20 protein-coding genes are annotated in these 23,748 nt (G+C 48.2%); 17 read left to right on the forward strand and 3 right to left on the reverse strand.

Annotated elements, in window-relative coordinates; all coding sequences use genetic code 11:
• Positions 1–78: 78 nt before the first annotated feature.
• The 17 genes from rpsA to BLW22_RS05665 all read left to right on the forward strand — a co-directional run bounded on the left by rpsA (position 79) and on the right by BLW22_RS05665 (position 20,068).
• Positions 79–1,764, forward strand: a complete 1,686-nt coding sequence (gene rpsA, locus BLW22_RS05585) for a 30S ribosomal protein S1 (RefSeq protein ID WP_027604177.1) — start codon at positions 79–81, stop codon at positions 1,762–1,764.
• Positions 1,765–1,915: 151 nt separating this feature from the next.
• A complete protein-coding gene (locus BLW22_RS05590) occupies positions 1,916–2,200 on the forward strand; it encodes a hypothetical protein (protein ID WP_027604176.1) in 285 nt (94 codons plus the stop codon).
• A 130-nt stretch (positions 2,201–2,330) separates the two neighbouring features.
• Complete coding sequence (gene ihfB / locus BLW22_RS05595; protein WP_034102647.1) at positions 2,331–2,618, forward strand: integration host factor subunit beta; 288 nt, start codon at positions 2,331–2,333, stop codon at positions 2,616–2,618.
• 378 nt (positions 2,619–2,996) lie between these two features.
• The gene (gene tviB, locus BLW22_RS05600; RefSeq protein WP_074844559.1) at positions 2,997–4,274 is read left to right on the forward strand and encodes a Vi polysaccharide biosynthesis UDP-N-acetylglucosamine C-6 dehydrogenase TviB; all 1,278 of its coding nucleotides are present in this window, start codon (positions 2,997–2,999) and stop codon (positions 4,272–4,274) included.
• Between the two features lie 37 nt (positions 4,275–4,311).
• Entirely contained in the window at positions 4,312–5,349 is a 1,038-nt protein-coding gene (locus BLW22_RS05605; protein ID WP_074844562.1) for an NAD-dependent epimerase/dehydratase family protein, read from the forward strand.
• The gene (locus tag BLW22_RS05610; RefSeq protein WP_074844563.1) at positions 5,346–5,762 is read left to right on the forward strand and encodes a sugar 3,4-ketoisomerase; all 417 of its coding nucleotides are present in this window, start codon (positions 5,346–5,348) and stop codon (positions 5,760–5,762) included. The genes BLW22_RS05605 and BLW22_RS05610 overlap by 4 nt, the downstream gene beginning before the upstream one ends.
• Positions 5,763–5,832: 70 nt before the next feature.
• Positions 5,833–6,960, forward strand: a complete 1,128-nt coding sequence (locus BLW22_RS05615) for a DegT/DnrJ/EryC1/StrS family aminotransferase (protein ID WP_074845162.1) — start codon at positions 5,833–5,835, stop codon at positions 6,958–6,960.
• Positions 6,930–8,246: an O-antigen translocase gene (locus BLW22_RS05620; RefSeq protein ID WP_235865556.1), complete on the forward strand. Its 1,317-nt coding sequence runs from the start codon at positions 6,930–6,932 to the stop codon at positions 8,244–8,246. Before BLW22_RS05615 ends, BLW22_RS05620 begins: the two co-directional genes overlap by 31 nt.
• Positions 8,240–9,121, forward strand: a complete 882-nt coding sequence (locus tag BLW22_RS05625; RefSeq protein ID WP_074844569.1) for a glycosyltransferase family 2 protein — start codon at positions 8,240–8,242, stop codon at positions 9,119–9,121. Before BLW22_RS05620 ends, BLW22_RS05625 begins: the two co-directional genes overlap by 7 nt.
• The gene (locus BLW22_RS05630; RefSeq protein WP_074844573.1) at positions 9,118–10,020 is read left to right on the forward strand and encodes a glycosyltransferase; all 903 of its coding nucleotides are present in this window, start codon (positions 9,118–9,120) and stop codon (positions 10,018–10,020) included. The genes BLW22_RS05625 and BLW22_RS05630 overlap by 4 nt, the downstream gene beginning before the upstream one ends.
• A 72-nt stretch (positions 10,021–10,092) precedes the next feature.
• Complete coding sequence (locus BLW22_RS05635) at positions 10,093–12,360, forward strand: O-antigen ligase family protein (RefSeq protein ID WP_074844577.1); 2,268 nt, start codon at positions 10,093–10,095, stop codon at positions 12,358–12,360.
• Positions 12,361–12,381: 21 nt separating this feature from the next.
• Entirely contained in the window at positions 12,382–14,343 is a 1,962-nt protein-coding gene (asnB, locus tag BLW22_RS05640; RefSeq protein ID WP_074844581.1) for an asparagine synthase (glutamine-hydrolyzing), read from the forward strand.
• Positions 14,340–15,467 carry a glycosyltransferase family 4 protein gene (locus tag BLW22_RS05645; RefSeq protein WP_074844585.1) on the forward strand — a complete coding sequence of 376 codons (1,128 nt, stop codon included), beginning with the start codon at positions 14,340–14,342 and terminating at the stop codon, positions 15,465–15,467. The genes asnB and BLW22_RS05645 overlap by 4 nt, the downstream gene beginning before the upstream one ends.
• A 63-nt stretch (positions 15,468–15,530) precedes the next feature.
• Positions 15,531–16,127, forward strand: coding sequence for a sugar transferase (locus BLW22_RS05650; protein WP_074844588.1), 597 nt, complete (start codon positions 15,531–15,533; stop codon positions 16,125–16,127).
• On the forward strand, positions 16,127–16,744 hold the full coding sequence (locus BLW22_RS05655; protein ID WP_413038049.1) for an acetyltransferase: 618 nt from the start codon (positions 16,127–16,129) through the stop codon (positions 16,742–16,744). Before BLW22_RS05650 ends, BLW22_RS05655 begins: the two co-directional genes overlap by 1 nt.
• Before the next feature lie 77 nt (positions 16,745–16,821).
• Positions 16,822–18,009, forward strand: a complete 1,188-nt coding sequence (locus tag BLW22_RS05660; protein ID WP_074844593.1) for a DegT/DnrJ/EryC1/StrS family aminotransferase — start codon at positions 16,822–16,824, stop codon at positions 18,007–18,009.
• 61 nt (positions 18,010–18,070) lie between these two features.
• Positions 18,071–20,068 carry a polysaccharide biosynthesis protein gene (locus BLW22_RS05665; protein WP_074845165.1) on the forward strand — a complete coding sequence of 666 codons (1,998 nt, stop codon included), beginning with the start codon at positions 18,071–18,073 and terminating at the stop codon, positions 20,066–20,068.
• Between the two features lie 907 nt (positions 20,069–20,975).
• Here the strand turns inward: BLW22_RS05665 and BLW22_RS05670 are convergent.
• Genes BLW22_RS05670 through BLW22_RS05680 form a run of 3 tightly spaced genes read right to left on the reverse strand, consistent with a single transcriptional unit; the run spans position 20,976 to position 23,580 of the window.
• On the reverse strand, positions 20,976–21,623 hold the full coding sequence (locus BLW22_RS05670; RefSeq protein ID WP_074844596.1) for an HAD family hydrolase: 648 nt from the start codon (positions 21,621–21,623) through the stop codon (positions 20,976–20,978).
• Positions 21,620–22,516: an NAD-dependent epimerase/dehydratase family protein gene (locus BLW22_RS05675; RefSeq protein WP_074844598.1), complete on the reverse strand. Its 897-nt coding sequence runs from the start codon at positions 22,514–22,516 to the stop codon at positions 21,620–21,622. The genes BLW22_RS05670 and BLW22_RS05675 overlap by 4 nt, the downstream gene beginning before the upstream one ends.
• Positions 22,513–23,580, reverse strand: a complete 1,068-nt coding sequence (locus BLW22_RS05680) for an ATP-grasp domain-containing protein (protein WP_074844601.1) — start codon at positions 23,578–23,580, stop codon at positions 22,513–22,515. The genes BLW22_RS05675 and BLW22_RS05680 overlap by 4 nt, the downstream gene beginning before the upstream one ends.
• Between the last annotated feature and the right edge of the window lie 168 nt (positions 23,581–23,748).

The following is a 23,748-nucleotide window of genomic DNA, read 5'->3' on the forward strand; positions in this document are numbered from 1 at the left end:
TCTTTTAACTGAAACTGACCCACACCGTCTGGGGTGTGGAGATGGGCGTATTCTTCGCCCTTATCAACAGGAATTAAAATGAGCGAAAGCTTTGCGGAACTCTTTGAAGAAAGCCTAAAAACCCTGAACCTTCAGGCAGGCTCCATCATCACCGGTGTTATCGTTGATATCGATTACCAAGCTCGCTGGGTAACCGTTCACGCTGGTCTGAAGTCTGAAGCTCTGATCCCGCTGGAACAGTTCTACAACGATGCTGGTGATCTGACAATCAATGTCGGTGACGAAGTTCACGTTGCTCTGGACTCGGTTGAAGACGGTTTCGGTGAAACCAAGCTGTCCCGTGAAAAAGCCAAGCGCGCTGAATGCTGGATTGTTCTCGAAGCAGCCTTCGCAGCTGAAGAAGTGGTCAAGGGCGTTATCAACGGTAAGGTTAAAGGCGGCTTCACTGTCGACGTTAACGGCATCCGTGCGTTCCTGCCAGGTTCTTTGGTCGACGTTCGTCCTGTGCGCGACACCACGCACCTGGAAGGCAAGGAACTCGAATTCAAGGTCATCAAGCTCGACCAGAAGCGCAACAACGTTGTCGTTTCCCGTCGCAGCGTCCTGGAAGCAGAGAACTCCGCCGAGCGTGAAGCTCTGCTGGAATCCCTGCAGGAAGGCCAACAAGTCAAAGGTATCGTCAAGAACCTCACCGATTACGGCGCATTCGTCGATCTGGGTGGCGTCGATGGCCTGCTGCACATTACCGACATGGCTTGGAAGCGTATCAAGCATCCTTCCGAAATCGTCAATGTTGGCGACGAGATCGATGTCAAGGTTCTGAAATACGATCGCGAGCGCAACCGTGTTTCCCTGGGCCTGAAGCAACTGGGTGAAGATCCATGGGTCGCTATCAAAGCCCGTTACCCAGAAAGCACTCGCGTCACCGCACGTGTTACCAACCTGACCGACTACGGCTGCTTCGCTGAGCTGGAAGAAGGCGTTGAAGGCCTGGTACACGTTTCCGAAATGGACTGGACCAACAAGAACATCCACCCTTCGAAAGTCGTACAAGTCGGCGACGAAGTGGAAGTCATGGTTCTGGACATCGACGAAGAGCGTCGTCGTATCTCCCTGGGCATCAAGCAGTGCAAATCTAACCCATGGGAAGATTTCTCTGGCCAGTTCAACAAGGGCGATAAAATCTCCGGCACCATCAAGTCGATCACCGATTTCGGTATCTTCATTGGTCTGGACGGCGGCATCGACGGCCTGGTTCACCTGTCCGACATCTCCTGGAACGAAGTTGGCGAAGAAGCTGTTCGTCGTTTCAAGAAGGGCGACGAGCTGGACACCGTTATCCTGTCGGTTGACCCAGAGCGCGAGCGCATCTCCCTGGGTATCAAGCAACTGGAAAGCGATCCGTTCTCCGAGTACGTTCAAGAGAACGACAAAGGCGCAATCGTTAAAGGCACTGTGAAAGAAGTTGACGCCAAAGGCGCCATCATCGTTCTGGCCGACGATATCGAAGCGACTCTGAAAGCCTCCGAAATCAGCCGTGACCGCGTTGAAGACGCGCGCAACGTTCTGAAAGAAGGCCAGGAAGTAGAAGCCAAGATCATCAGCGTCGATCGCAAGAGCCGCGTGATCCAACTCTCCATCAAGTCGAAAGACGAAGTGGAAGAGAAAGAAGCCATCCAGAGCCTGAAATCGGCTCCGGAAGCTGCAACAGGCGAGACCACCATGGCCTCCCTGCTGCGCGAAGCAATGGCTAAACAGAACTAAGTTCTGTAAGGCTGTTAAAAAGGGCGACTTCGGTCGCCCTTTTTTGTGCCTGAAATTCGCTGAATCAACACGCAAGAACCAAGGCAGACGCCTTGGTGTCAGAGCTGAATAGAGTATTGATAAAGGCGCTCCCGTGTTTTTAAGGATTTCGATGAACAGGCTTATCGTGGTGTTCGCAGTGGTAATGCTTGCAGGCTGTTCCGTTACCAGCGCCAAAACTCACGCGAGGCGCGGTGTCAGCGGCATTGAGGTCGATTGCTCGGGGTTGGGCAACAACTGGGATAAGTGCGAGAAACGCGCCGCCCGCGAATGCAGGATGCAGGGCTATAAGGTCATCACCAGGTCCAGCGACGCTAAGGACGAAGAGGGTGATTACTTGTTCGGTTGGAACCCTGCAGGAGCGGTCACTCGTACCATGCTCGTGATCTGCAATTGAGAGTGTGGGTCGCTCATGGCGGCGTTATTCAAACGGCAGATAAGTTGGTAGATGGGCTGTTCAAATTCATCAAGTCATGCTAAAACCTTCGAAGCGCTTTTCCTAGCTGCTTGAAAAAGAAGGGAAAAATATGACCAAGTCGGAATTGATCGAACGCATCGTCACCCATCAGGGCCTGCTCTCGTCCAAGGACGTCGAGTTGGCCATCAAGACCATGCTTGAGCAGATGTCCCAATGCCTGGCCACCGGCGATCGCATCGAGATTCGCGGTTTTGGCAGCTTTTCTCTACACTACCGCGCCCCCCGCGTGGGGCGTAACCCCAAGACCGGTCAGTCCGTCAGCCTAGACGGCAAATTTGTCCCGCATTTCAAGCCGGGCAAGGAGTTGCGGGATCGGGTGAATGAAGAGGAAGAGTAGAGGGTAGCAATAAGATATCGGCCACCTTTAACGCTAGTTTCAAATGGCATCTTGGATCTTTTCCGGTCCGATGCAGTGAGTTAACGAGCGCCATCTGTTCGGCAAATTTAAGGGCCTTGAGCCCTGCAGTTTCAATCTTCCCTGCTTTCGAGTGCCGGGGCACTAAAGATAAAATTTCAATACTAGTATAATAAAGTGTTGTTATTTTCGCGGCTGGACTATTTTATTTTTCTGTGATAATGGCCTGCTAGGGCTTTTTGTTTTTAGTGAGAATGGTTTTCATCCTTTGTGCATCTGCGGGATGAAAGCATGAGGGTAAAATGGCTTTATAAAAATCGCAGAGGCGATTTTTACGACAACGGATTAATGGAAATACACATGCTAAAACTGGACGACATCAAACTGGCTGTAATAGGCCTTGGTTACGTGGGTTTGCCACTGGCTGTTGAGTTTGGCAAGCAGCGCCCGGCGATCGGATTTGACATCAACCAGGCAAGGATTGACGCGCTGAAGGCCGGGCACGACGCCACATTGGAAGTCTGTACTGCGGAGCTGAAAGAGGCTGGTTTTTTGTCGTTCAGTTCGAATCAAGAAGATCTAGTGGCTTGTAATACCTATATTGTCACAGTGCCGACGCCGATCGATAGTTACAAGCAGCCGGACCTGACGCCTCTGATCAAGGCTTCGGAAATGCTCGGTAAAGTGTTAAAGAAAGGCGATATTGTTATCTATGAGTCTACGGTTTATCCCGGTGCCACCGAAGAAGTCTGTGTTCCTGTGCTGGAGAAAGCTTCAGGCTTGAAATTTAACAGTGACTTTTATGCTGGCTATAGCCCGGAGCGGATTAATCCAGGTGATAAAGTTCACCGATTGACAACTATCAAGAAGGTGACTGCCGGTTCGACTGCAGACGTCGCCGAGTTGGTGGATAGGCTTTATAATCAAGTTGTGATAGCGGGCACGCACAAGGCTTCCAGTATCAAAGTGGCTGAAGCTGCCAAGGTGATTGAAAATACTCAGCGTGACTTGAATATTGCCTTGATCAACGAGTTGGCAATTATATTCAATAGGATGGGAATTGATACCGAAGCGGTCTTGGAGGCGGCGGGAACGAAGTGGAACTTCCTACCATTCAGGCCAGGGTTGGTTGGCGGGCACTGCATTGGTGTCGACCCTTACTATCTCACGCACAAGGCGCAATCGATCGGATATCACCCGGAAATTATATTGGCCGGACGCAGGTTGAATGACGGAATGGGGGCGTACGTTGTCTCGCAGATGGTCAAGGCCATGCTCAAGAAGCAGATTCAGGTAGACGGTGCGCGTATTCTTTTGATGGGTCTTGCGTTCAAGGAAAATTGCCCAGATCTGCGGAATACCCGCATAGTCGATATCGTTAACGAGTTGGCTGAATACAACATCGCTGTCGACGTTTATGACCCTTGGGTGAGCAAGGAAGAGGCTGAGGAAGAGTACGGCATTTGTCCTATAGCCGCTCCCGACGAGTCTGCGTACGATGGTGTGATATTGGCAGTAGCACATGAAGAGTTCCGTCAGGCGGGCGTAGCAAAAATACGCAGTTACGGCAAGACAAAGCACGTACTTTATGACCTGAAGTATCTATTGACGGCCGAAGAGTCTGATTTGCGTCTATAGAACGCTCGGTTGAGATAATTACTAGGGTAGGTGCAGCATGAATGGATATAGGAAGCTTCTTTCGGAAATTTCGACGTCACCAAAAAAATGGTTGGTGACTGGCGTTGCCGGTTTTATTGGCTCGAATCTTCTGGAAACACTACTGTTGGCCGAGCAGTGGGTGGTAGGAATAGACAATTTTTCTACGGGGCACAAGAAAAATCTTGAAGAAGTGCAAGGTCTTGTCAGCGCCGAACAATGGGCACGCTTTACCTTTGTCGAAGGTGATATAAGGTCTCTGGAGGACTGCAACTCAGTTTGTCAGGGGGTTGATTACGTCTTGCATCAAGCGGCCTTGGGCTCTGTTCCGCGCTCGATCGATGACCCGATTAATACTAATAACACCAACATTGATGGTTTTCTCAACATGTTGGTTGCTGCCAAAGGTGCAGGGGTGAAAAGCTTCACTTATGCAGCCAGTAGCTCCACTTACGGCGATCACCCTGGGTTGCCTAAGGTTGAGGCTATCATCGGCAAGCCTCTTTCTCCCTACGCTGTGACAAAGTATGTAAACGAACTCTATGCTGATGTATTTTCCCGCTGCTACGGTTTCAACACTGTAGGTCTGCGTTATTTTAATGTTTTCGGTAAGCGCCAAGATCCCAATGGTGCTTATGCAGCGGTTATCCCGAAGTGGATTTCCTCGATGATATCCGGTGAGGATATCTATGTTAACGGCGATGGTGAAACCAGTCGGGATTTCTGTTTCATCGAGAATACTGTCCAGGCCAACTTGCTCGCGGCGACCAGTACAAACGCTGAATCCTTGAACCAGGTCTATAATGTCGCTGTGGGTGACCGTACGACATTGAACCAATTGTTTGCGTTGCTGGCTGCAGAACTTTCCAATAATGCTGTTGTTTACCAGTGTAGTCCGGTATATCGAGACTTCAGGGCGGGCGATGTCAAGCACTCGCAAGCTGACATAGGGAAAGTCAAGGCGCTGTTGGGGTACGCCCCCGAGTATAGCGTGGAACAAGGTATTGCTGTGGCCATGCCTTGGTACGTTAACGCCTTGGCGCAAGGTGTGAAATGAATAGCTTAGAGTGGGTCAGCTTTCCACCCCTGGGCGATGATCGGGGGTCTCTGGTTGCGATAGAGGCGGAGAAGACCGTTCCCTTTGAGATTAAAAGGGTCTATTACATCTTCGGTACACAAAAGGGTGTGGCTCGAGGTTTTCATGCGCACCGCAATCTGAAGCAAGTAGCGGTTTGCGTGATAGGTCATTGTGAAATGATACTGGACAACGGCTCCGTCCGGAGTATGGCTAGGTTGGACTCGCCGACCAAAGGGTTGGTCATTGGGGATCTGGTTTGGCGAGAAATGCATAACTTCAGCGAAGATTGTGTATTGCTGGTCTTGGCCAGTGAGCATTATGACGAGGGTGATTACATAAGGGATTATGCCGAGTTTTTGGCCGTCGTAGCGGATAGCCAGCCATCGGTCTGATGTAAACACCTGAGTCAATTTATTAAATAAGATGTTTCCTAAGTATCAAGTGAATGCGAGTGACTTTATCATGGTTGAGTTTTTGAATCTTAAATCTGCCAACGCATCGATGCGTGACGAGCTGATTGGCGCGTGCACAAGGGTTGTAGACTCTGGTTGGTACGTAGCAGGTCAAGAACTGCACCAATTTGAGGCTTCGTTCGCCGAATACTGTGGCGCAAAGCATTGTGTTGGAGTGGCCAATGGCCTCGATGCGCTAGTTTTGACACTGCGTGCCTGGAAGTTGATGGGGAAACTGCAGGATGGTGATGAAGTCATTGTGCCAGCAAATACCTATATTGCCAGTATTCTCGCAATTACAGAAAACAACCTGGTGCCTGTACTGGTTGAGCCAGATGAGCAGACGTTCAATCTATCGCCTGAACGCACGCGTGCTGCTTTGACTTCTCGAACACGAGTTATCCTTGCCGTCCATTTGTACGGGCAGCTTGCGTGCATGCCTGAGTTGATGGACATCGCCAAATTCAACAAATTGCTTGTACTGGAGGACGCAGCGCAAGCACACGGCGCTAGCTCAAATGGGAAGAAGGCTGGTAGCTGGGGCGATGCAGCAGGGTTCAGCTTCTACCCAGGAAAAAATTTGGGCGCATTGGGCGATGCAGGCGCTGTTGTGACTAGCAGTGATGAGTTAGCGAATGCGCTCCAAGCACTTAGAAATTATGGCTCGCATCAGCGCTACCATAATATGTACCAAGGCGTTAATAGTCGGCTTGACGAAATTCAAGCGGCCATGCTGAGTGTCAAACTCAAGTATTTGGATGCGCAAACCGCGCACCGGCGGGAAATTGCCCAGTTCTACATGGACCATATCGAGAATCCGACTATTGCGTTGCCCTTGCGACCAGGTGTGGACGTGCGGAATATGAAGTCTCATGTCTGGCATCTTTTTGTGGCGCGCAGTGAACAGCGAGAGGCACTCCAGTCACATTTACTGAAGCACGACATACAGTCGTTGATTCACTATCCTATTCCACCGCATAAGCAAGCAGCCTATCAAAGCCTGAATGGACTATCCTTGGAGATAACAGAAAATATCCATCGAACAGTCCTGAGCCTGCCGATCGGGCCGACTCTGAGCATCGCGGAGGCAACGCAGGTTGTCGAGGCGTGCAACAGTTTCAACGGCGTCAGCGCATAATGACTTTTGTAAGAACCAGTCTGCTCAATGCTGTCGCGGTTGTAATTAAAATGCTTACCTTGCTAGGGATAAATAAAATATTGGCCGTGTATGTCGGTCCTGCAGGGTATGCGGCATTAGGGCAGTTTCAAAATTTGGTTCAGATGATCACCACCTTTGCCGGTGGTTCAATGAATACGGGGGTGACAAAGTACACAGCGGAATACGCAGGAGATACCGATCGGCAACACCGGATATGGGCCACAGCGGGCATTGTCTCTTTAATTGGAGCTTGCATTGCAGCCTTGCTGATCGCTCTATTTGCCAGACCTCTGGCGCGTTACTTCTTGAGCGCTGAAACCCATTACACGGTCTTTTATTGGCTTTCCTGCGGTTTGATTTTTTTTGTTCTAAACTCATTGTTGTTGGCGATACTGAATGGTAAGAAAGAAGTGGCGGCCTACGTGACTGCCAATATTATTGGTAGTCTATTGAGCTTTGTAATTGTCGTTGTTTTATCCGTTTATTTTGGGCTATACGGTGCGTTGGTGTCGCTCTCGGTCTACCAGTCTATCGCCTGTGTCGCAACGGCCTATATCTGCTCACGTAAATCCTGGTTCAGCTTTCGATTGCTGGTCGGTGCAATTGATCAACAGACGTTGTTTAATCTGTTGAAGTTTTCGCTTATGGTCGGAGTATCGGCTACGTGTGTACCCTTGTCGAGTATGCTGGTCCGTGATTATTTGATAGGCGCCTACGGGATTGATTTTGCCGGCTACTGGGAAGCGTTGACCAGACTTAGCGGCGCCTACCTGATGCTGGTCACTACGACCTTAAGTTTGTATTTTCTCCCTAGATACTCGGAAATTAAATCGGTCACTAAGCTTAGGCTTGAAGTTATAAAAGCGCTGTGCATGATCGTTCCAGTTGCACTGTTGGGAAGTGCCAGTGTTTATCTGTTAAGGGAGTGGTTGATAAGGCTGCTATTTTCCAGTGATTTTTTACCGATTGAAAGTATGGTCGCTTGGCAGGTAGTTGGCGATGCATTGAAGATAACTAGTTGGGTTTTGGGTTTTTTGTTATGGGCGAGAGCGTTGGTCATTCCTTTTATCGTTACTGAAGCTATATTTTCATTTGGTTTTTTCTTTGCGACAAAGTTTTTTTCGGCCCATTATGGCAGCGATGGAGTGGTCATAGCTTACGCGGTTAACTATTTTTTGTATTTGATAGCGCTTGCGCTGTTTTTCTTTTTGTGGTTTCGAAAACATAAAATTCTTGAAGCTGGTGAGGGGCATAAGGAATGTTGAAGGTAAGTATTATAGTACCCTCGTACAATCACTCGAGTTTCGTCTGTGCGACAATTGAGTCGATAATGAATCAAACGGCAGCGCGCAGCAGCTATGAGTTGATAGTTGTTGATGATTGTTCTCCGGATGACAGTGTTCAGAAAATTAGGTGTCTTCAAGAGAAATATGATTTTGTATTTATTGAGAGTGAAGTAAATACTGGTGTGAATGGTGCTATCGAACGCGCCTTGGAAGTGTGCAGTGGTGCATATATATCGCTGATTGGTTCGGACGACGTGTTGCTGCCTAATAAAGTAGCAGCTCAACTGAGCTTTCTACTTGAAAATGATGTTGATTGTGTTTATTCGTTGGGAGAAATAATCAACGAACAAGGTAATGTTTTTACCAGGCAAAACCTGTCTGAATTCGAGCGCGCTTTAAATTCCGGTCAAGGCTACACATTTTGTGCCATCGATGACACCTCTGCACCTTTGCTACAGTCTGCGATGATGAAAGCAGATTTGATGCGAGAGGTTTCGGGGTTGAGAAGAAAGTTTAAATCAGATGACTGGGTTGTGTTGTTGTATTTTTTAAGAGGCTATAAAGTTGGTTTTCAGAACTTGGCAACGTTTCAATATCGAATTCACCCTGGCAATACCCATTCGGACTGTTGGAAAACTCTTCCAATGAGACTTGAAGTTCCCTGCATGTTTTTTTCGGTAAAAGAGTCAGGTTTACGTAATAAGTCTATATCTAATATATTTTTTTCGCACTCTGCAAGCCTGTTTAGAGGGCATAGTTATTTGGCTGGTTTACGCTTTTTGCTGGCCGGCCTTTGTTTTGGTTTTTCCTTGAAAAAACTGGTTCGGTTTGTGAGTAAGAGGCTTTTAGGGTGAGTGTGCTATCAGTTTCTATTATTATTCTTACCTATAATCACGAGTCGTTTATTTTGGAGGCGTTGCAGTCGGTTGCACTCCAGGAATATCCTGGCGTTCAACTGGTTATCGGTGATGATGCGTCAAGCGATCGAACGTGTGATGTAATTGATAAGTTCGAAAAACATTCCGGAATGAATATTGATAAAGTTTATTTCGATGCAAATGTTGGTATTACCAGGAATTTTAATGCGTGTCTGGAACGTTGTCAGGGAGATGTGATTTTTGTACTGGGTGGAGATGATGTTTTCTGCCCTGGAAAGATCGCAGCGCAAGTGCAGCATCTTGAAGATAATCCAAGTATCACAATTTCGTATCATGATGTTGAGGTGTTTGACTCTGACTCAAATCGAGTCATGTATCTCTATAATGAAATGCATGGTAAGCACGAAGGTGGCGCGGCAGAGCTGGTCCGACGCGGGGCATTTAGTTGTGGTTGTTCGGTAGCGATCCGAAATAAAAATTTGCCAGCCTGCGATGAACGCATAAAGTTTGCGTCAGACTGGCTTTGGTATATTGAAGTTTTGATGCTTTCTGGTGGCGAGATTAAGTATCTTGAAGGTGTCTACGCGCGTTATCGCAGGCACGCCAATAACATCACAGGTGGTAGTCATTTGCAGCAGCAGTATGCAGAAGTTATGCAGACGCTGGATATCGTTGCTGGGAAGTATCCCTCGCTCAAGGCGGTCGCTAGTAAATCTGTTTCCGAGCGAAACATAGCATTCTCTATGAAATTTTTTATTGCTGGTGAGTATTGGCGAGGATTGTTGTTGTTCAAAATGGCCATGTCTAAGAACAGTCTTGCGCCCCTGTTTTTTTTGCGTATTAGGATTAGGCGTATATTGAAATTGTTTCGCTAGTCGGTAGTTGGGGTGTTTGTTTTTGATTTGTTTTGTAATTGATGCTGGTAATATAACCCGTCGGGGGCATAGATGGACGTCAAAAAAGTTAAGAAAATAGTTGGTGCCGTCGTTTCGTTGTTTTTACTGACAGGGCTTATGTTTTACTTGAGTCCTGCGGATATTCTGTCCCACGCACAACAGTTTCCTCCTACCTTGTTGGTGTTGGTATTTGCTCTTATGGTTGGGAACGTGGTCGTGGTGACCTTCAGGTTCTGGCGTATTTTATCTCATTTTGATCATCCTCTGTCCTGGCTATTAGTATTTAAAGCCAGTGCGGCTGCCAATATTGCCTCTTTATTAGTGATTCCTTTATTTGGACAAATGGCCGGCCGTCAGGCAGTTTTACAATCTGCGGGTGTATCGGCGGTTGAAAACGCAGTCATTGCAGCCTATGAGCGGACAGTCGTGGCGGCAATCAGCGCTGCTTTTGCCATGCTTGGCGCTTTGTATTTACTCGAAGGGGTTGTTAGCAAGTATCTAGATGAATTACCGGTTGTCGAGATTTTCTCAGTACTGCTGTTCGCGTTGGCTTTAAGCTTGGTGCTGGGCATCAGTAGGTTTGAAATTAAAATTGGCAATAGTTTACTGGCAAAAAGAAATGCCAAGCGACTGTTGGAGGTTGCGTTGATATCATCCACAAGCAATCTTTTGATGCTAACGTGTTTTGTTTGCCTTTTTTCTGTGGTGGCTCCAAATGTCAGCATGTTGCAGTTGTTTTCTGCTGCTGCCATTGTATCGTTTGCTGCAGGTTTACCTGTTAGCTTTGGTGGCTGGGGGCTGCGCGAAATCGTTTCGGTTTCTGTCTTGGGGACATTCGCTGTGAGTGCCGAACAAGCCCTTGCAGCTTCTATACTGTGTGGTCTCTTATCTGTGCTTTCGGTGATTAGCTTGGCGCCATTCGCCTTGCGTAAAGGTAAGCATACAATGGCCCAGCCAGTGGAAGGGGGCGAGGTGGAATCCACTTTAGCCCGGCGTAAGCTTGGGGGGGCTTACCTTGAGCGCTCTGCGGCGTGGGTGCTTTGTTTCTGTGTATCATTGTTTATTTTTTTCCAAATAATAATCAAATACGGTGAAAGTGCTATCAGTGTGAACTTGGCTGACCCATTTGCGATACTTGCGCTTTCGGTTGTTCTCTTGAATGCAGTCTTTAGTCGTTCAGCCCCACGCTGGCGATTTCTTCGGGTCAATTCTTTGTTGTTACTTGTTACGCTTGTTATGTTCCTAGGTTATGCCCATGGCTTCTATAGTATTGGAGCTAACGGTTGGGCAATGGGTAAGATGTTCGGCTGGTTTGTTTTGCTGGGTTTTGCATCCGCGGGTTACCTCGCTGCCGTATACTATGGTTTGCCTGGAGTAAGGCGAATAGTCGAAACCATGGTTGCAGTTATCTGTGTGATCATCATCTTGCAGATTGCACTTAGGATTCTGCATCTGTACGGAATAATTCATTGGTCCGGCTTTACCTACTCAATTGATGGTTACGTCGGTAATAGGAACGCACTGGCATTTCAGATCATCTGTGTTGCTGCGGCGTTTATTAGCTTGTCGCCGCTTTATCAGGGTGGGTGCTTGCGGGCGTTTCCGACCATTAAGTGCAGTGTTTTTGCCGTTGTGGCGCTGGCGATAATGATAACCGGAATTTTCTATACATCTTCGCGTTCAGGTATTGTTACTATCCTGGTGCTGCTGTTTTTCGCTGGAATCTTCAATATGATGAAGCGTTCTCATTTACTGGCATCGCTTATCGTTTCCTGTGTCTTCTATGCTGTCATAATTTACTTTCCAGTGGCGCTTGATTTTTTTGATGATCTGCTCTATTTCGTGCTTGGCGATAGTTTTTCATTCCCACATATACAAACTCAACCCGAATTTTCAATGTCTGAGAGTGACGCAGGTAGGATCTCTATCAATAGTGCGGCAATTACCGCCTGGCTACAGTCTCCCTGGTGGGGTAACGGCTTGGGCTACTTTTTTGACAAGAGCAGCCAGCTTGTCGGTTTTCCTGTGATTATTCACAACACTGCGCTGTGGGTGCTCACTGAATTTGGCGTTGCTGGATTGAGTTGTTTTGCCTTGATGTTTGTTTATCTGTGTGCCAGTGCATTCTTTAAAAAGAAGCGAAGTGTCAGAGATAATGCAATTATTTTGTTGCTGTTAGGTTTTGCTTTAATGAGTCTTTTTCATGAGGTTATGTATCAGCGAGTATTTTGGTTTTTGCTCGGTCTTGTGCTTGCGTCGCAGTTTGTTCGTGCGCCAATCAAGCTAAGTACAGCCGCTCTCGCGACTTCCCCAGCTTAAACGGATTAGTAGGTATTCTTCATGTGTGGCTTAGTAGGTTATCTGGCACAGAGCAGCGTCCCATTGGATGAGGCAGTGTTGCAACGAATGACATCAACCCTGACCCACCGCGGTCCGGACGCTGCCGGCTACTGGACGGCTAGCGAAGACGGTGTTGCCTTGGGGCATAGAAGGCTGTCAATTCTGGACCTGTCTCCCGCGGGCAGCCAACCTATGGTTTCTCCTTGCGGTCGCTACGTTATCGCTTTCAATGGCGAGATTTATAACCATCTTGATCTTAGAGCCACATTGCAGTCGATTGATCCAGGCCTGCAGTGGAGAGGGCATGCGGATACTGAGACCTTGCTCATCGGCTTTAGTCTATGGGGGGTGGAAAAGACGCTTCAGGCAGCTGTAGGTATGTTTGCAATCGCTTTGTGGGACAGGCAGGAAAAACTGCTCACCCTGGCCAGAGATCGCAGTGGTGAAAAGCCACTCTATTACGGATGGCAATGCGGTATTTTCCTCTTCGGCTCCGAATTGAAAGCCCTCAAGGCACACCCTGCTTTTTGCGGGGATGTTGATCGAAACGCCTTGGTGCTGTTGTTGAGGCATAATTGTGTGCCCGCTCCCCATTGTATTTATGAGGGAATGTTCAAACTGATGCCGGGCACTTACATGCAGCTTCGGCTTGATCTTCAGGGAAGAGCTGAGACCTTAAGGACCCATACATACTGGAGCCTCAACACTGTAGTTGCGCAAGGCTTGTCGGCACCCTTTGTCGGTACTGATAGCCAAGCGGTTGATTTGCTAGAATCTCGGCTTTTGCAGAGCATTGAAGGACAAATGCTGTCTGATGTTCCGTTAGGGGCCTTTCTCAGTGGGGGAGTCGACAGCAGTACTATCGTTTCTCTGATGCAGGCACAATCCGCCAGGCCCATACGCACGTTTACCATAGGTTTTGAAGAGGGCGGGTATGACGAGGCCGTGCATGCCAAAGACATTGCTCGTCACCTTGGCACGGAGCACATAGAACTCTATGTGCGTCCGGAAGATGCGTTAGATGTTATCCCTCAGCTGCCATCCATATACTGTGAACCATTCAGTGACAGTTCACAGATTCCCACTTATTTGCTCAGCAAAATGGCGCGTGAGCATGTGAAGGTCTCCCTTAGCGGTGATGGCGGTGATGAGCTGTTTGGTGGCTATAACCGCTATTTGAGTGCGCGCAAGGTATGGGGGGCCATGCAGCGTTTGCCACGGCCTATGCGGGCAGCGGCTTCGTCGATGTTGAAAGCAGTGCCGCCCGTCACTTGGGACAAGCTGTTCAAGTTAGGCAAACCACTGATACCCAAGCGGCTGCATATCACGACCCCCGGCGACAAAGCGCATAAGCTGGCTGATGTTCTGGGGTTGAGTACCGGGGAGGAGTTCTTCTATCGCTTGGCAAGTCACTGGGACGATCCTGCAGGCATAGTGTTGGGGGCATCCGAGCCAGAGACGCTTTTTACTCGATCATCTGACTGGCCTGTTACTGATAGTTTTGAGCATTGGATGATGGCTATGGATGCCCAGACGTATATGGCTGACGATATCCTGGTCAAGGTGGATCGTGCGGCGATGGCCGCCAGTCTTGAAACGCGTTCCCCATTGCTCGACCATCGTGTGGTGGAGCTGGCTTGGGCCATGCCATTGCACTATAAGATTCGTGCGGGCGAAGGTAAGTGGCTGCTCAAGCAGGTTCTATATCGTCATGTGCCTAAAAACATGATCGAGCGCCCAAAGCAGGGCTTTGGTATTCCCCTTGATAGTTGGCTGCGAGGACCGCTTAGAGAATGGGCTGCTTCCTTGCTCGACTCCTCCAGACTTGAGTCGGAGGGGTATTTCAGATCTGCTCCGATTCGAAAAATGTGGGAGGAGCATTTACTGGGCGTGCGTAATTGGCAGCATCAGCTATGGACTATCCTGATGTTTCAGGCTTGGCTGGAGGAGCAGCGAGCATGAGCATTCTGGTCATCGCCAGCTATCCTGACTCACTGGTCAATTTTCGTGGGCCATTACTGGATGCTTTGCTTAGCAAGGGGTTGGCTGTGCATGTTGCTGCCCCCGACCTGACTTCAAGTCACCCCGTGCGTTCTTTATTGGAACGCAAAGGCATCACCGTTCATTCAATCTCATTGAATCGCACCGGGATGAACCCCGTCTCTGATTTTTTCACTTTAATTCAACTGTGGAAGTTGCTCAGGGTCTTACGTCCTGATTACGTATTGGCCTATACCGTTAAGCCAGTTGTCTACGGTTTGATTGCAGCCCGTTTCGCCAGTAAAAAAATAATACGAATAGCGCTGATTACCGGCCTGGGTTATGCGTTCCAGAAACAGCACACTGGCGGGTGCTTGAGCCTGATAGTCAAAACGCTTGTGCAGCGTCTCTATAGGTATTCTTTGTCTGGAGCACAGGCTGTTTTTTTCCAGAACCCGGATGACCGGGCATTGTTCCAGAGCATGGGTATTCTCAGTGCAGAATCGAGATCTACGGTAGTCAACGGTTCTGGCGTTTGTCTGGATGATTTTACGGTTGCTCCTTTTCCTGAGCAGACACGGTTCCTGTTGATCGCCAGGTTGTTAGGTGACAAGGGGGTGCGGGAGTACGCGATGGCTGCACGGAAAATACGCATGCTTCACCCAGACGTGGCTTTTGATCTGGTGGGTTGGATCGACGATAACCCTGATGCCATCAGTGAGCAGGAGCTTCAAGGCTGGATTGCTGAAGGAACGCTGGAGTATCACGGCAAGTTGAGCGATGTCAGGCCTGTTATTGCAGCTAGTAGTGTTTATGTTCTGCCTTCCTACCGGGAGGGAACGCCGCGTACCGTGCTTGAGGCCATGTCCATGGGGCGGGCTATCATTACAACAGATGCTCCTGGTTGTCGTGAAACAGTAATCGAGGGTCTCAACGGTTTTATGGTCACGGTCCAGTCGGTTGATGAGCTGGTGAACGCAATGTCTAAATTTGTTCAATGCCCACAACGGATTGTCAGTATGGGCGCAGCCTCGAGAAAACTTGCCGAAGACAAGTATGACGTTAATAAAGTCAATAACGTTATGCTCGCCGTGATTGGCCTGTAATTTTCATGGCTACGACCCATTGTTCATTCGGCTGATTAAAGTACAGGGTGTTAGAGTGCAATCATGTTAAAACGTATATTTGATGTTATCAGTGCTGGGCTGGCAATTATCTTGCTGTCACCTGTTATCCTGGTTGTGGCCCTGCTCATACGCAGGAAGCTCGGTTCGCCGATCATCTTCCGGCAAATGCGCCCGGGGTTGGCGGGTAAGCCTTTCGAAATGATCAAATTCCGCACCATGAAAGACTCGGTCGATCGCTCCGGCGCCCCTTTGCCCGACGCTGAACGGCTTGGCCCCTTTGGTCGACTTTTGCGCTCTTCAAGTCTGGATGAGTTGCCGGAGTTGTGGAACGTACTCAAAGGTGAGATGAGCCTGGTAGGGCCACGACCTTTGTTGATGGAATACCTCCCGCTGTATTCCGCTAATGAATTTCGGCGACATGAAGTTCGCCCCGGTATCACTGGCTGGGCGCAAGTAAATGGCAGGAACTCCCTCGGATGGAAGGAAAAGTTTGAACTGGATGTTTGGTATGTTGAAAATAAAAACTTCTGGCTTGATCTGAAAATTTTGTTCCTGACTGTGAAGAAGGTTATTAAGCGAGATTGTGTAAGTGCAGAGGGTGAAGCGACAATGTCCAAATTCAAGGGAGGGCAGCAGTGATGCGCCTTGCCATCCTCGGTGCCGGTGGCCATGGTAAAGTGGTTGCGGACACTGCTGAGGCTTGCGGTTGGAAGGAAGTAGTGTTTTTTGACGACTCATGGCCGCAATTGACCCGTTGCGGTGTCTGGCCTGTACTGAGTGACTCCGCATGTCTGCGCAATACACTTTCTCAGTTCGACGGTGTTGTGGTGGCCATTGGTGACAACAAAACCAGGTTGAGAATTACGCTGGAGCTACAAGCGTCCGGTGCAAAAATTGCGACTGTTGTACACCCGCGGGCGAACATTAGCCGCTACGCAGAAATTGCTGCTGGCAGCGTGATATTTGCCGGTGTTTCGGTCAACGCTGGTGCGGTGGTTGGGCGAGCCGCGATACTCAATACGGGGTGCAACGTGGACCATGACTGTCGATTGGGACAGGGTTGTCATGTCAGTCCGGGTGCGAGCCTTGCGGGAGCAGTAGTGCTGGGCGACCTCTGCTGGGTTGGAATCGGGGCTTCTATCCGGCAGTGTATACATGTCGGTTCGGCGGTTGTGATTGGTGCTGGAGCAGCAGTAGTTGCTAATGTGATGGATGATGTCACCGTTGTCGGCGTGCCAGCCCGACGGCTCAAGTAACACAATTTATGCTCTAACCTTTGTATACTCAATGAGCTATATTTCATATTCGCTATTTTATCTACAGGGTCTTGACAGTGCTGAATTCTCCATTTTCTCCTTGGCCGTCCTTTTCGGAGGAAGAAGCCAATGCCGTTAAAGAAGTGATTTTGTCAAACAAAGTCAATTATTGGACTGGTCAGGAATGTCGAGAGTTTGAAAAAGAGTTCGCTGCTTGGGCAGGTACTTCATATGCGGTCGCACTTGCCAATGGTACTGTTGCACTGGACCTAGCACTGCGCGCACTAGAGATCGGCCCTGGTGATGAAGTCGTGGTTACTTCCCGGACTTTTCTTGCCTCTGTCTCCAGCATTATTAATGCCGGTGCCACGCCCATATTTGCTGATGTAGATCCTAACTCGCAAAATGTTACTGCGCAGACAATACAGGCGGTTCTTACGGCGCGTACACGTGCAGTTATCTGTGTGCACCTTGCAGGTTGGCCCTGCGACATGGATCCCATTATGCAGTTGGCACAAGCGTATCAACTCAAGATCATTGAGGATTGTGCCCAAGCTCATGGTGCTACCTATAAAGGGCGCCCGGTTGGTTCGATCGGTCATGTCGGAGCTTGGTCCTTCTGCCAAGACAAGATCATGACCACGGGCGGTGAAGGTGGCATGGTAACGACAAACGACCAGCATTTATGGTCGTTGATGTGGTCTTTCAAAGATCATGGTAAAAGTTGGAGGGCTGTTTATGAAGATTCCCACGCTCCCGGCTTCCGCTGGGTTCACGAGAGCTTTGGCACCAATTGGCGCATGCTTGAAGCTCAAGGTGCTATCGGCCGGATCCAGCTCAAGCGTATGCCTGAATGGCAGCGCCAGCGTCTGGCTTTCGCAGAGAAAATTTGGGCTTGTGCTCGAGATGTAAAAGCTTTACGTGTACCTGCGCTACCAACAGAAATTACTCACGCCGCTTATAAATGTTACGTGTTTGTTGAGCCTGCGGCTTTGGCGGATGGCTGGAGTCGTGATCGTATAATTCAAGAAATCAATGCGCTCGGCGTTCCGTGTTTCTCCGGTTCTTGCTCCGAAGTCTACCTTGAGAAGGCCTTTGAAAGAACTTCATTTCGCCCGCAACAGCGTTTGTCAGTAGCCAAGGAGTTAGGTGAAACGAGTTTGATGTTTTTGGTCCATCCAACGCTCAAAGAATTCGAAGTGGCCAAGACCTGTCAGGTATTGACAGAGGTAATGGCTTTGGCTGGTCATAGGGGGCTGGCGTAAAGCTGGTATTCAATAATTATAGGTTGGATTTCAGGAGCGGTGTTTAGTGTTTCAGGGCTTAATGGATAGACTGCGCCTTCAATTGCTGAGTCTCACTCGCCGTCAAAAGCGGGCGTTTCAGGTTTCTGCTGACATTTTGATTGTCTGGCTGGCGTTGTGGATGTCCTTCGTCGTTCGTTTGGGTATGGACGATTTTGCTTACCCTCTGGTATCTCACGGCTGGTTGTTCGTGATCGCTCCAGTCGTGTCCATTCCATTTTTTGTAAAGTTCGGCATGTATCGCGCTGTTATGCGGTACTTTGGTAACGATGCCCTGATTGCTATTTTCAAGGCTGTTACCCTCTCTTCATTGTCACTGACCGTTGTTATTTATTTATTTGGCAGTCAGCAAGCAGTTGTTCCCAGATCAATTGTTTTCAACTATTGGTGGTTGAGCCTGGTTGCCATCGGTGGGCTGCGCTTTGCCATGCGCCAGTATTTTATGGGCGATTGGTTCTCGTCATCCCAAGGTAATACGCTTTCCGGTGCTGACTCACGGATGACCAAGGTGGCCGTCTATGGGGCGGGTGCTGCAGGTAACCAACTAGTGGCGGCCTTGCGTGTTGGCAAGGCTATGCGTCCAGTAGCGTTTATTGACGATGATCCTGGTATTTGCGATCGCATTATTTCAGGTTTGCAGGTGTATAAACCTGATCATATTCAGAGGATGCTCGACGCTACTGGTGCTGAAGAAATACTCTTGGCCATTCCCTCTTCTACTCGCGCACGACGGAAGCAGATTTTAGGTTTTCTCGAGTCATTCCCGCTTCATGTACGAAGTGTTCCTGGATTCATGGATCTCGCCAGTGGCCGCGTCAAGGTTGACGACATTCAAGAAGTCGATATTGCTGATCTACTCGGTCGTGACGCGGTGCCAGAGAATCCAGATTTACTGGCTCGTTGTGTCACCGGCAAGACCGTATTGGTGAGCGGTGCTGGTGGCTCGATAGGTTCTGAACTGTGCAGGCAGATACTTTTACTCGGCCCTGTTTCGATCATTTTGTTTGATCACAGTGAGTTCAATCTATACAGTATTTTAACCGAGTTGGAAGGCCGCGTTTCCAGAGAAGCATTGGCTGTCAAGCTGGTGCCTATATTGGGGTCGGTAAGGAATCAGGCAAAGCTACATGAGATAATGTTGGCTTGGAAGGTTAGCACGGTCTATCACGCTGCCGCTTACAAGCACGTGCCGATGGTTGAGCATAATATCGCCGAAGGCATCTTGAATAATGTGGTTGGGACTTTGCACACAGCCCAGGCCGCACTGCAAGCCCAGGTAGAGAATTTTGTCCTCATATCAACGGATAAAGCGGTACGACCTACCAATGTGATGGGTAGCACCAAACGATTGGCAGAGCTCATTTTACAGGCGCTTAGTCGTGAAGCTGAACCTCTCTTGTTTTGCGGGCAGGCGTCCTGTCTCAATAAAACCCGGTTCACTATGGTTCGTTTTGGAAATGTCTTGGGCTCTTCGGGCTCTGTCATTCCTCTTTTTCATAAACAGATCAAGATGGGTGGGCCATTAACGGTCACCCATCCAAATATCACGCGCTATTTTATGACGATTCCTGAAGCTGCACAGTTGGTTATTCAGGCGGGGTCAATGGGGCAGGGCGGCGATGTCTTTGTTTTGGATATGGGGGAACCTGTCAGGATAATAGAGCTTGCAGAAAAAATGATTAATCTGTCGGGTTTCTCTGTTCGCTCCGAGAAGAACCCGAGCGGCGACATCTCTATTGAATGCACGGGGCTGCGCCCCGGTGAAAAGCTTTATGAAGAGTTGTTGATCGGTGACAATGTCATTTCCACTCAGCACCCAATGATCATGTGTGCCAGCGAGGATCATCTGTCTTGGGACGTTCTAAAAGGCAGACTTGACGAACTGTTGGCTGCCGTTGAACGTGGAGATTACTCGCTAGTTCGTCAATTGCTGCGACTTACCGTTACAGGCTACGTTCCGGAAAGTAATATTGTTGATTGGCTTTACCTGCAGGCATCGGGACCCAAACAAGTGGAATGACCTATATTAAATTTATTGGAGATCTTCGCGTTCGCCAGATATAGCCGGTGGGGCGTTGGAGTATTGAGTGGCGATTAATGCTCCAAGCATGAACCAAAAAAATCGTTGGTATAAAACTTCGTGCAACGGGCTCGTGATGATAAGTGTCATCAGTAGCAGAGTAACGGCTTTGTTTCTATAACCGATATTAATATTCTTCTTTAGTTGCCAGCCGATACCGATCAGGGTCACCAAGAGAGTGCTGGCTCCGACAATTCAAAAACCACAGTAGTGTATTGTGGATGGTGGCCTTGAAGCCCATTAGTTCATTGCTTTTTTCGAAATAGTATCCGAGTTCCTGCCCCCAAATAGGTTGTTTTAACCATTCCCTAATGACGCTGTTGATCAGTACCACGCGGGCTGTGTCACTTGATGTGCCCGTATGAGTCAAGGTCGATGTTTAAGGCGTTCTTTTTTTGGTAAAACCCCTGACGTCAGATTGTCTGTGCAAGAGTATATACAACGTCACCATCTCATCCCTCAAGCTCGACATGGTGCAGCTGCGCGGTGTGAGTTAAGATGGTAGATCCTTTACCATTTTTTTTTGCGAAAAAAATGGTGTAGTGGTGCTCACTAGGGGGCGATTTGCCTATTTGTTATGATGATCACTGCGTAAGTATGGAGGGTCATACTTGTACCTATGTTTTCAATATCTCTTGTGCACTCTGAAGCCGCTCCCCGTCAAAAAAATAGGCATTTGTCCAGACGATCGTAGTTATCCTTATCGGGTAGGTCAGTGCTCTCGGATCTACTCTGGTACCTGACTCTCTCTTTGTGCTATCCCCAAAAAAAGCCCCTTAGTCGTGGGGCTTTGTCACAACATCAATATTAGAATATTTGAGGTTGTCTTGGACGCTGGCTGACCACCTTAACTTAGTATCAGCCTCTCGTTGGTGCAGCTAGGATTAGGAAACGTAAACTCCGACGCGAAATTCAGAATCGTTGTGGGTGAATATTGCTCTAGTGCTTGTCTGGACATAAATCCACTCAGAACTGCGCAGGTATTGATGCCGAGCGAGTGTCCTGTATTTACGTCTTTTCCGGTGTCGCCAATCATCCAGTCGGATACTGATATATTTGATACTTGCTTGCTGATCAGAGATTCTTTCGAGTCATACTGCCCGGTGACTATAGCTTTTTTAAAATACTGCAGCAGCTTCAGCTCCTCCAGTTGAATCAACGCTTCTCTCTCAAACTGACGTGCGGTACAGATATAGAGGTCTGCTTGCGTTGAAAGTGTTTTTAGTGTGCGTTCTATGTTGGGGAATGGTTTGTCTAGTGCAAGATAATCTGGTGTCTCTATAAGGTTCATCCATTTGTCTGTAAAAATATCTATATTTGTATGTGTATACATCAGCTTTTTTGCAAGGATGTCTTGGTTGCTAAAACGTGCGTGCTTCAAACTCCAGTACTCATCAAAGGTTAGCTGAGATGAGCTGGCTAGCGCTTGGAATAGATTGTAGAGCCGATATTTTGAGTCTATTAGGGTCCCGTCAAGATCAAAAAAAATGTTCATTTGATCGCCTCGAAGTACTCGATTTCTGACTTTAATCCTAGTTCAAAATCTGTTTCTGTTGCCAGTAGGTATTTTTTTATGAGCGTTGTATCGAAAATAAAATCTCTTGTGGCGGCGCTGGATGATTTTTGCTTCACTTGTACGTCTCGGCCGCTTATCGATATCAGTTGATATAGCAGGTTTTTTATTGAGACGGTATGCCCCCCCACAATGTTTATTATATCAACGCGCTCGGCCAGCTCGACGCTGGCTAGTATTGCTGATACAACATCATCTATGTAAATGAAGCTTCGTAGCTCTGATCCGTCACCATAGAGTTCTACTTCTTCGCCAGCTAAGATTCTGCCAATAGTCTTGGGCAAGAATTTTTGATACTGCTCCTCTCCGGGGCCGTACACATGACCGATTCTGAGTGTGTGACTGTTTATGGACTTTTGCTGAGCATAGTTTGCTATGATCTGTTCACAATAAAGTTTTGACCAACCATAAAGCGTACTTGGGCCGGTTACCGAGCTTTCTGATATTGGCGTTGTATTTTTGTATACGTCCAGTGTGCTGGTAAAAATTATTTTGCTTAGTTTTTTGAAATCAATTGATAGCAGGTTGTTGGTGAACGCTACGTTGCTGTTGCATTCATTAATAGCATTTGCAGTCGCTGCGGACTTGGGTGTGTAGGCGCCTGCGTGAATGATGACGTCAACGTCTTGGATGCGTTCAATTTCTGCGTTGGTTAGGCCAAGGTCCTGCTGATGATTTTTAAATGTAATGCTTGTCTCATTGAGATTGGGTGTTGCAGTCAGCGCAATAACGTTGCCGACGCCCCATTTTTTTATAGCTGCTTTCATTAGGTTCTTGCCGATGAACCCTGATGCTCCAGTAATCAGCAGTTTCATGGGAATATAATCCCATTGTCAATTTCACTGGCCGTTGTCAGTTTCGGCGGGGTGTCCATGCCTCTCAACCACATCAATTCATTTGGCAGAGGGTTGATGGTTTTATTGAGTGTCGGGAATTCATTATATAGTGCAATGTCCTTGAATATTTTCGGCATGTTCAGTCCGGCTTCTGTGAAAAACTGCACTGTCGTAAAAAATCTGGAAATATTTATTTCCGTAGGGTTTGGCGTGCCCGATTTGTCGTAGGCCATATCTACGCCGAATATTCCATGGGGCTTTTTCGATACGGCTTTAACTGACTGTATAGCGATTTCTGTGGCTTCGTTGTTTTCACAGGTTACACCGACTTTCGTCACGCCAGTCACCCCGGAGATACTTCTGTTTCCGTGTGTCCAGGCTCTGCGCTCACGCGACTGAGCTACTACAAGCTCTCCTTCGTGCCAGATGGACAGCCAAGTGATTGTGCTGGGTGTTAGCATTTGCGCAGCAATGAAATCGCCCCAGCCGTTATAGTGGTCTATCCACGATTTGGCGAGCATGAAGTCATTTGTTGGAATTGCGCCTTTTCCGCCACCGCCGATGGATGAGGCGCGTAACCATATTTTTCCATCGTCTCCAGCCAATGTGCTGAATGCTTCCTCTAAGTCAGAGACGTTATTGATCATCTTGTTGCTTGGTACTGGAACTCCTGCGGCTTTGAACGCAAGATAAGACTTGTATTTATGGACGCACGTATCAATAACCTCGTGGTCCGGCATAAACAAGCGTGTGCCTGTGGCCAGAATTTCATCTCTCATCAGGGATGCATGATAGATTTCCAGGTCATTCTGGAAATGTACCAAGTCGGGTTTTTCCTGGTTTAAAATGTTAAGCAGCGCATTTTTGTATTCAGGTGTATTGGCGTATGGGATATATAGTTTTTTACTGGCGTTGGATAACACAAGATCTGAGGGTTCTGATCCCATTCCAATAATTGTTTCTTTTTTATCATCCTGTTGCAGTGATTTGATCACACCTTCCGAGGGGGCCCCGCCAGCACCTGCTATCAATATTTTTGACATTGTGAACTCCTTTGTCCTCTAGGGCCTGTCGTCTTTATGCCCTGGTTTGAATTTAGTGTGTATTCTTCAGTTGAAAATCTTAAGTCGACTGCGTTTTTTTAAAAAAGGCAGGCTATCGGCTATCGCGTGCTTTTGAGTATTGACGTTTAGCTGGGTATGTTTCTGTGG

This window comes from Pseudomonas marginalis (genome assembly GCF_900105325.1).
GTDB classification, from domain to species: Bacteria; Pseudomonadota; Gammaproteobacteria; order Pseudomonadales; family Pseudomonadaceae; genus Aquipseudomonas; species Aquipseudomonas marginalis.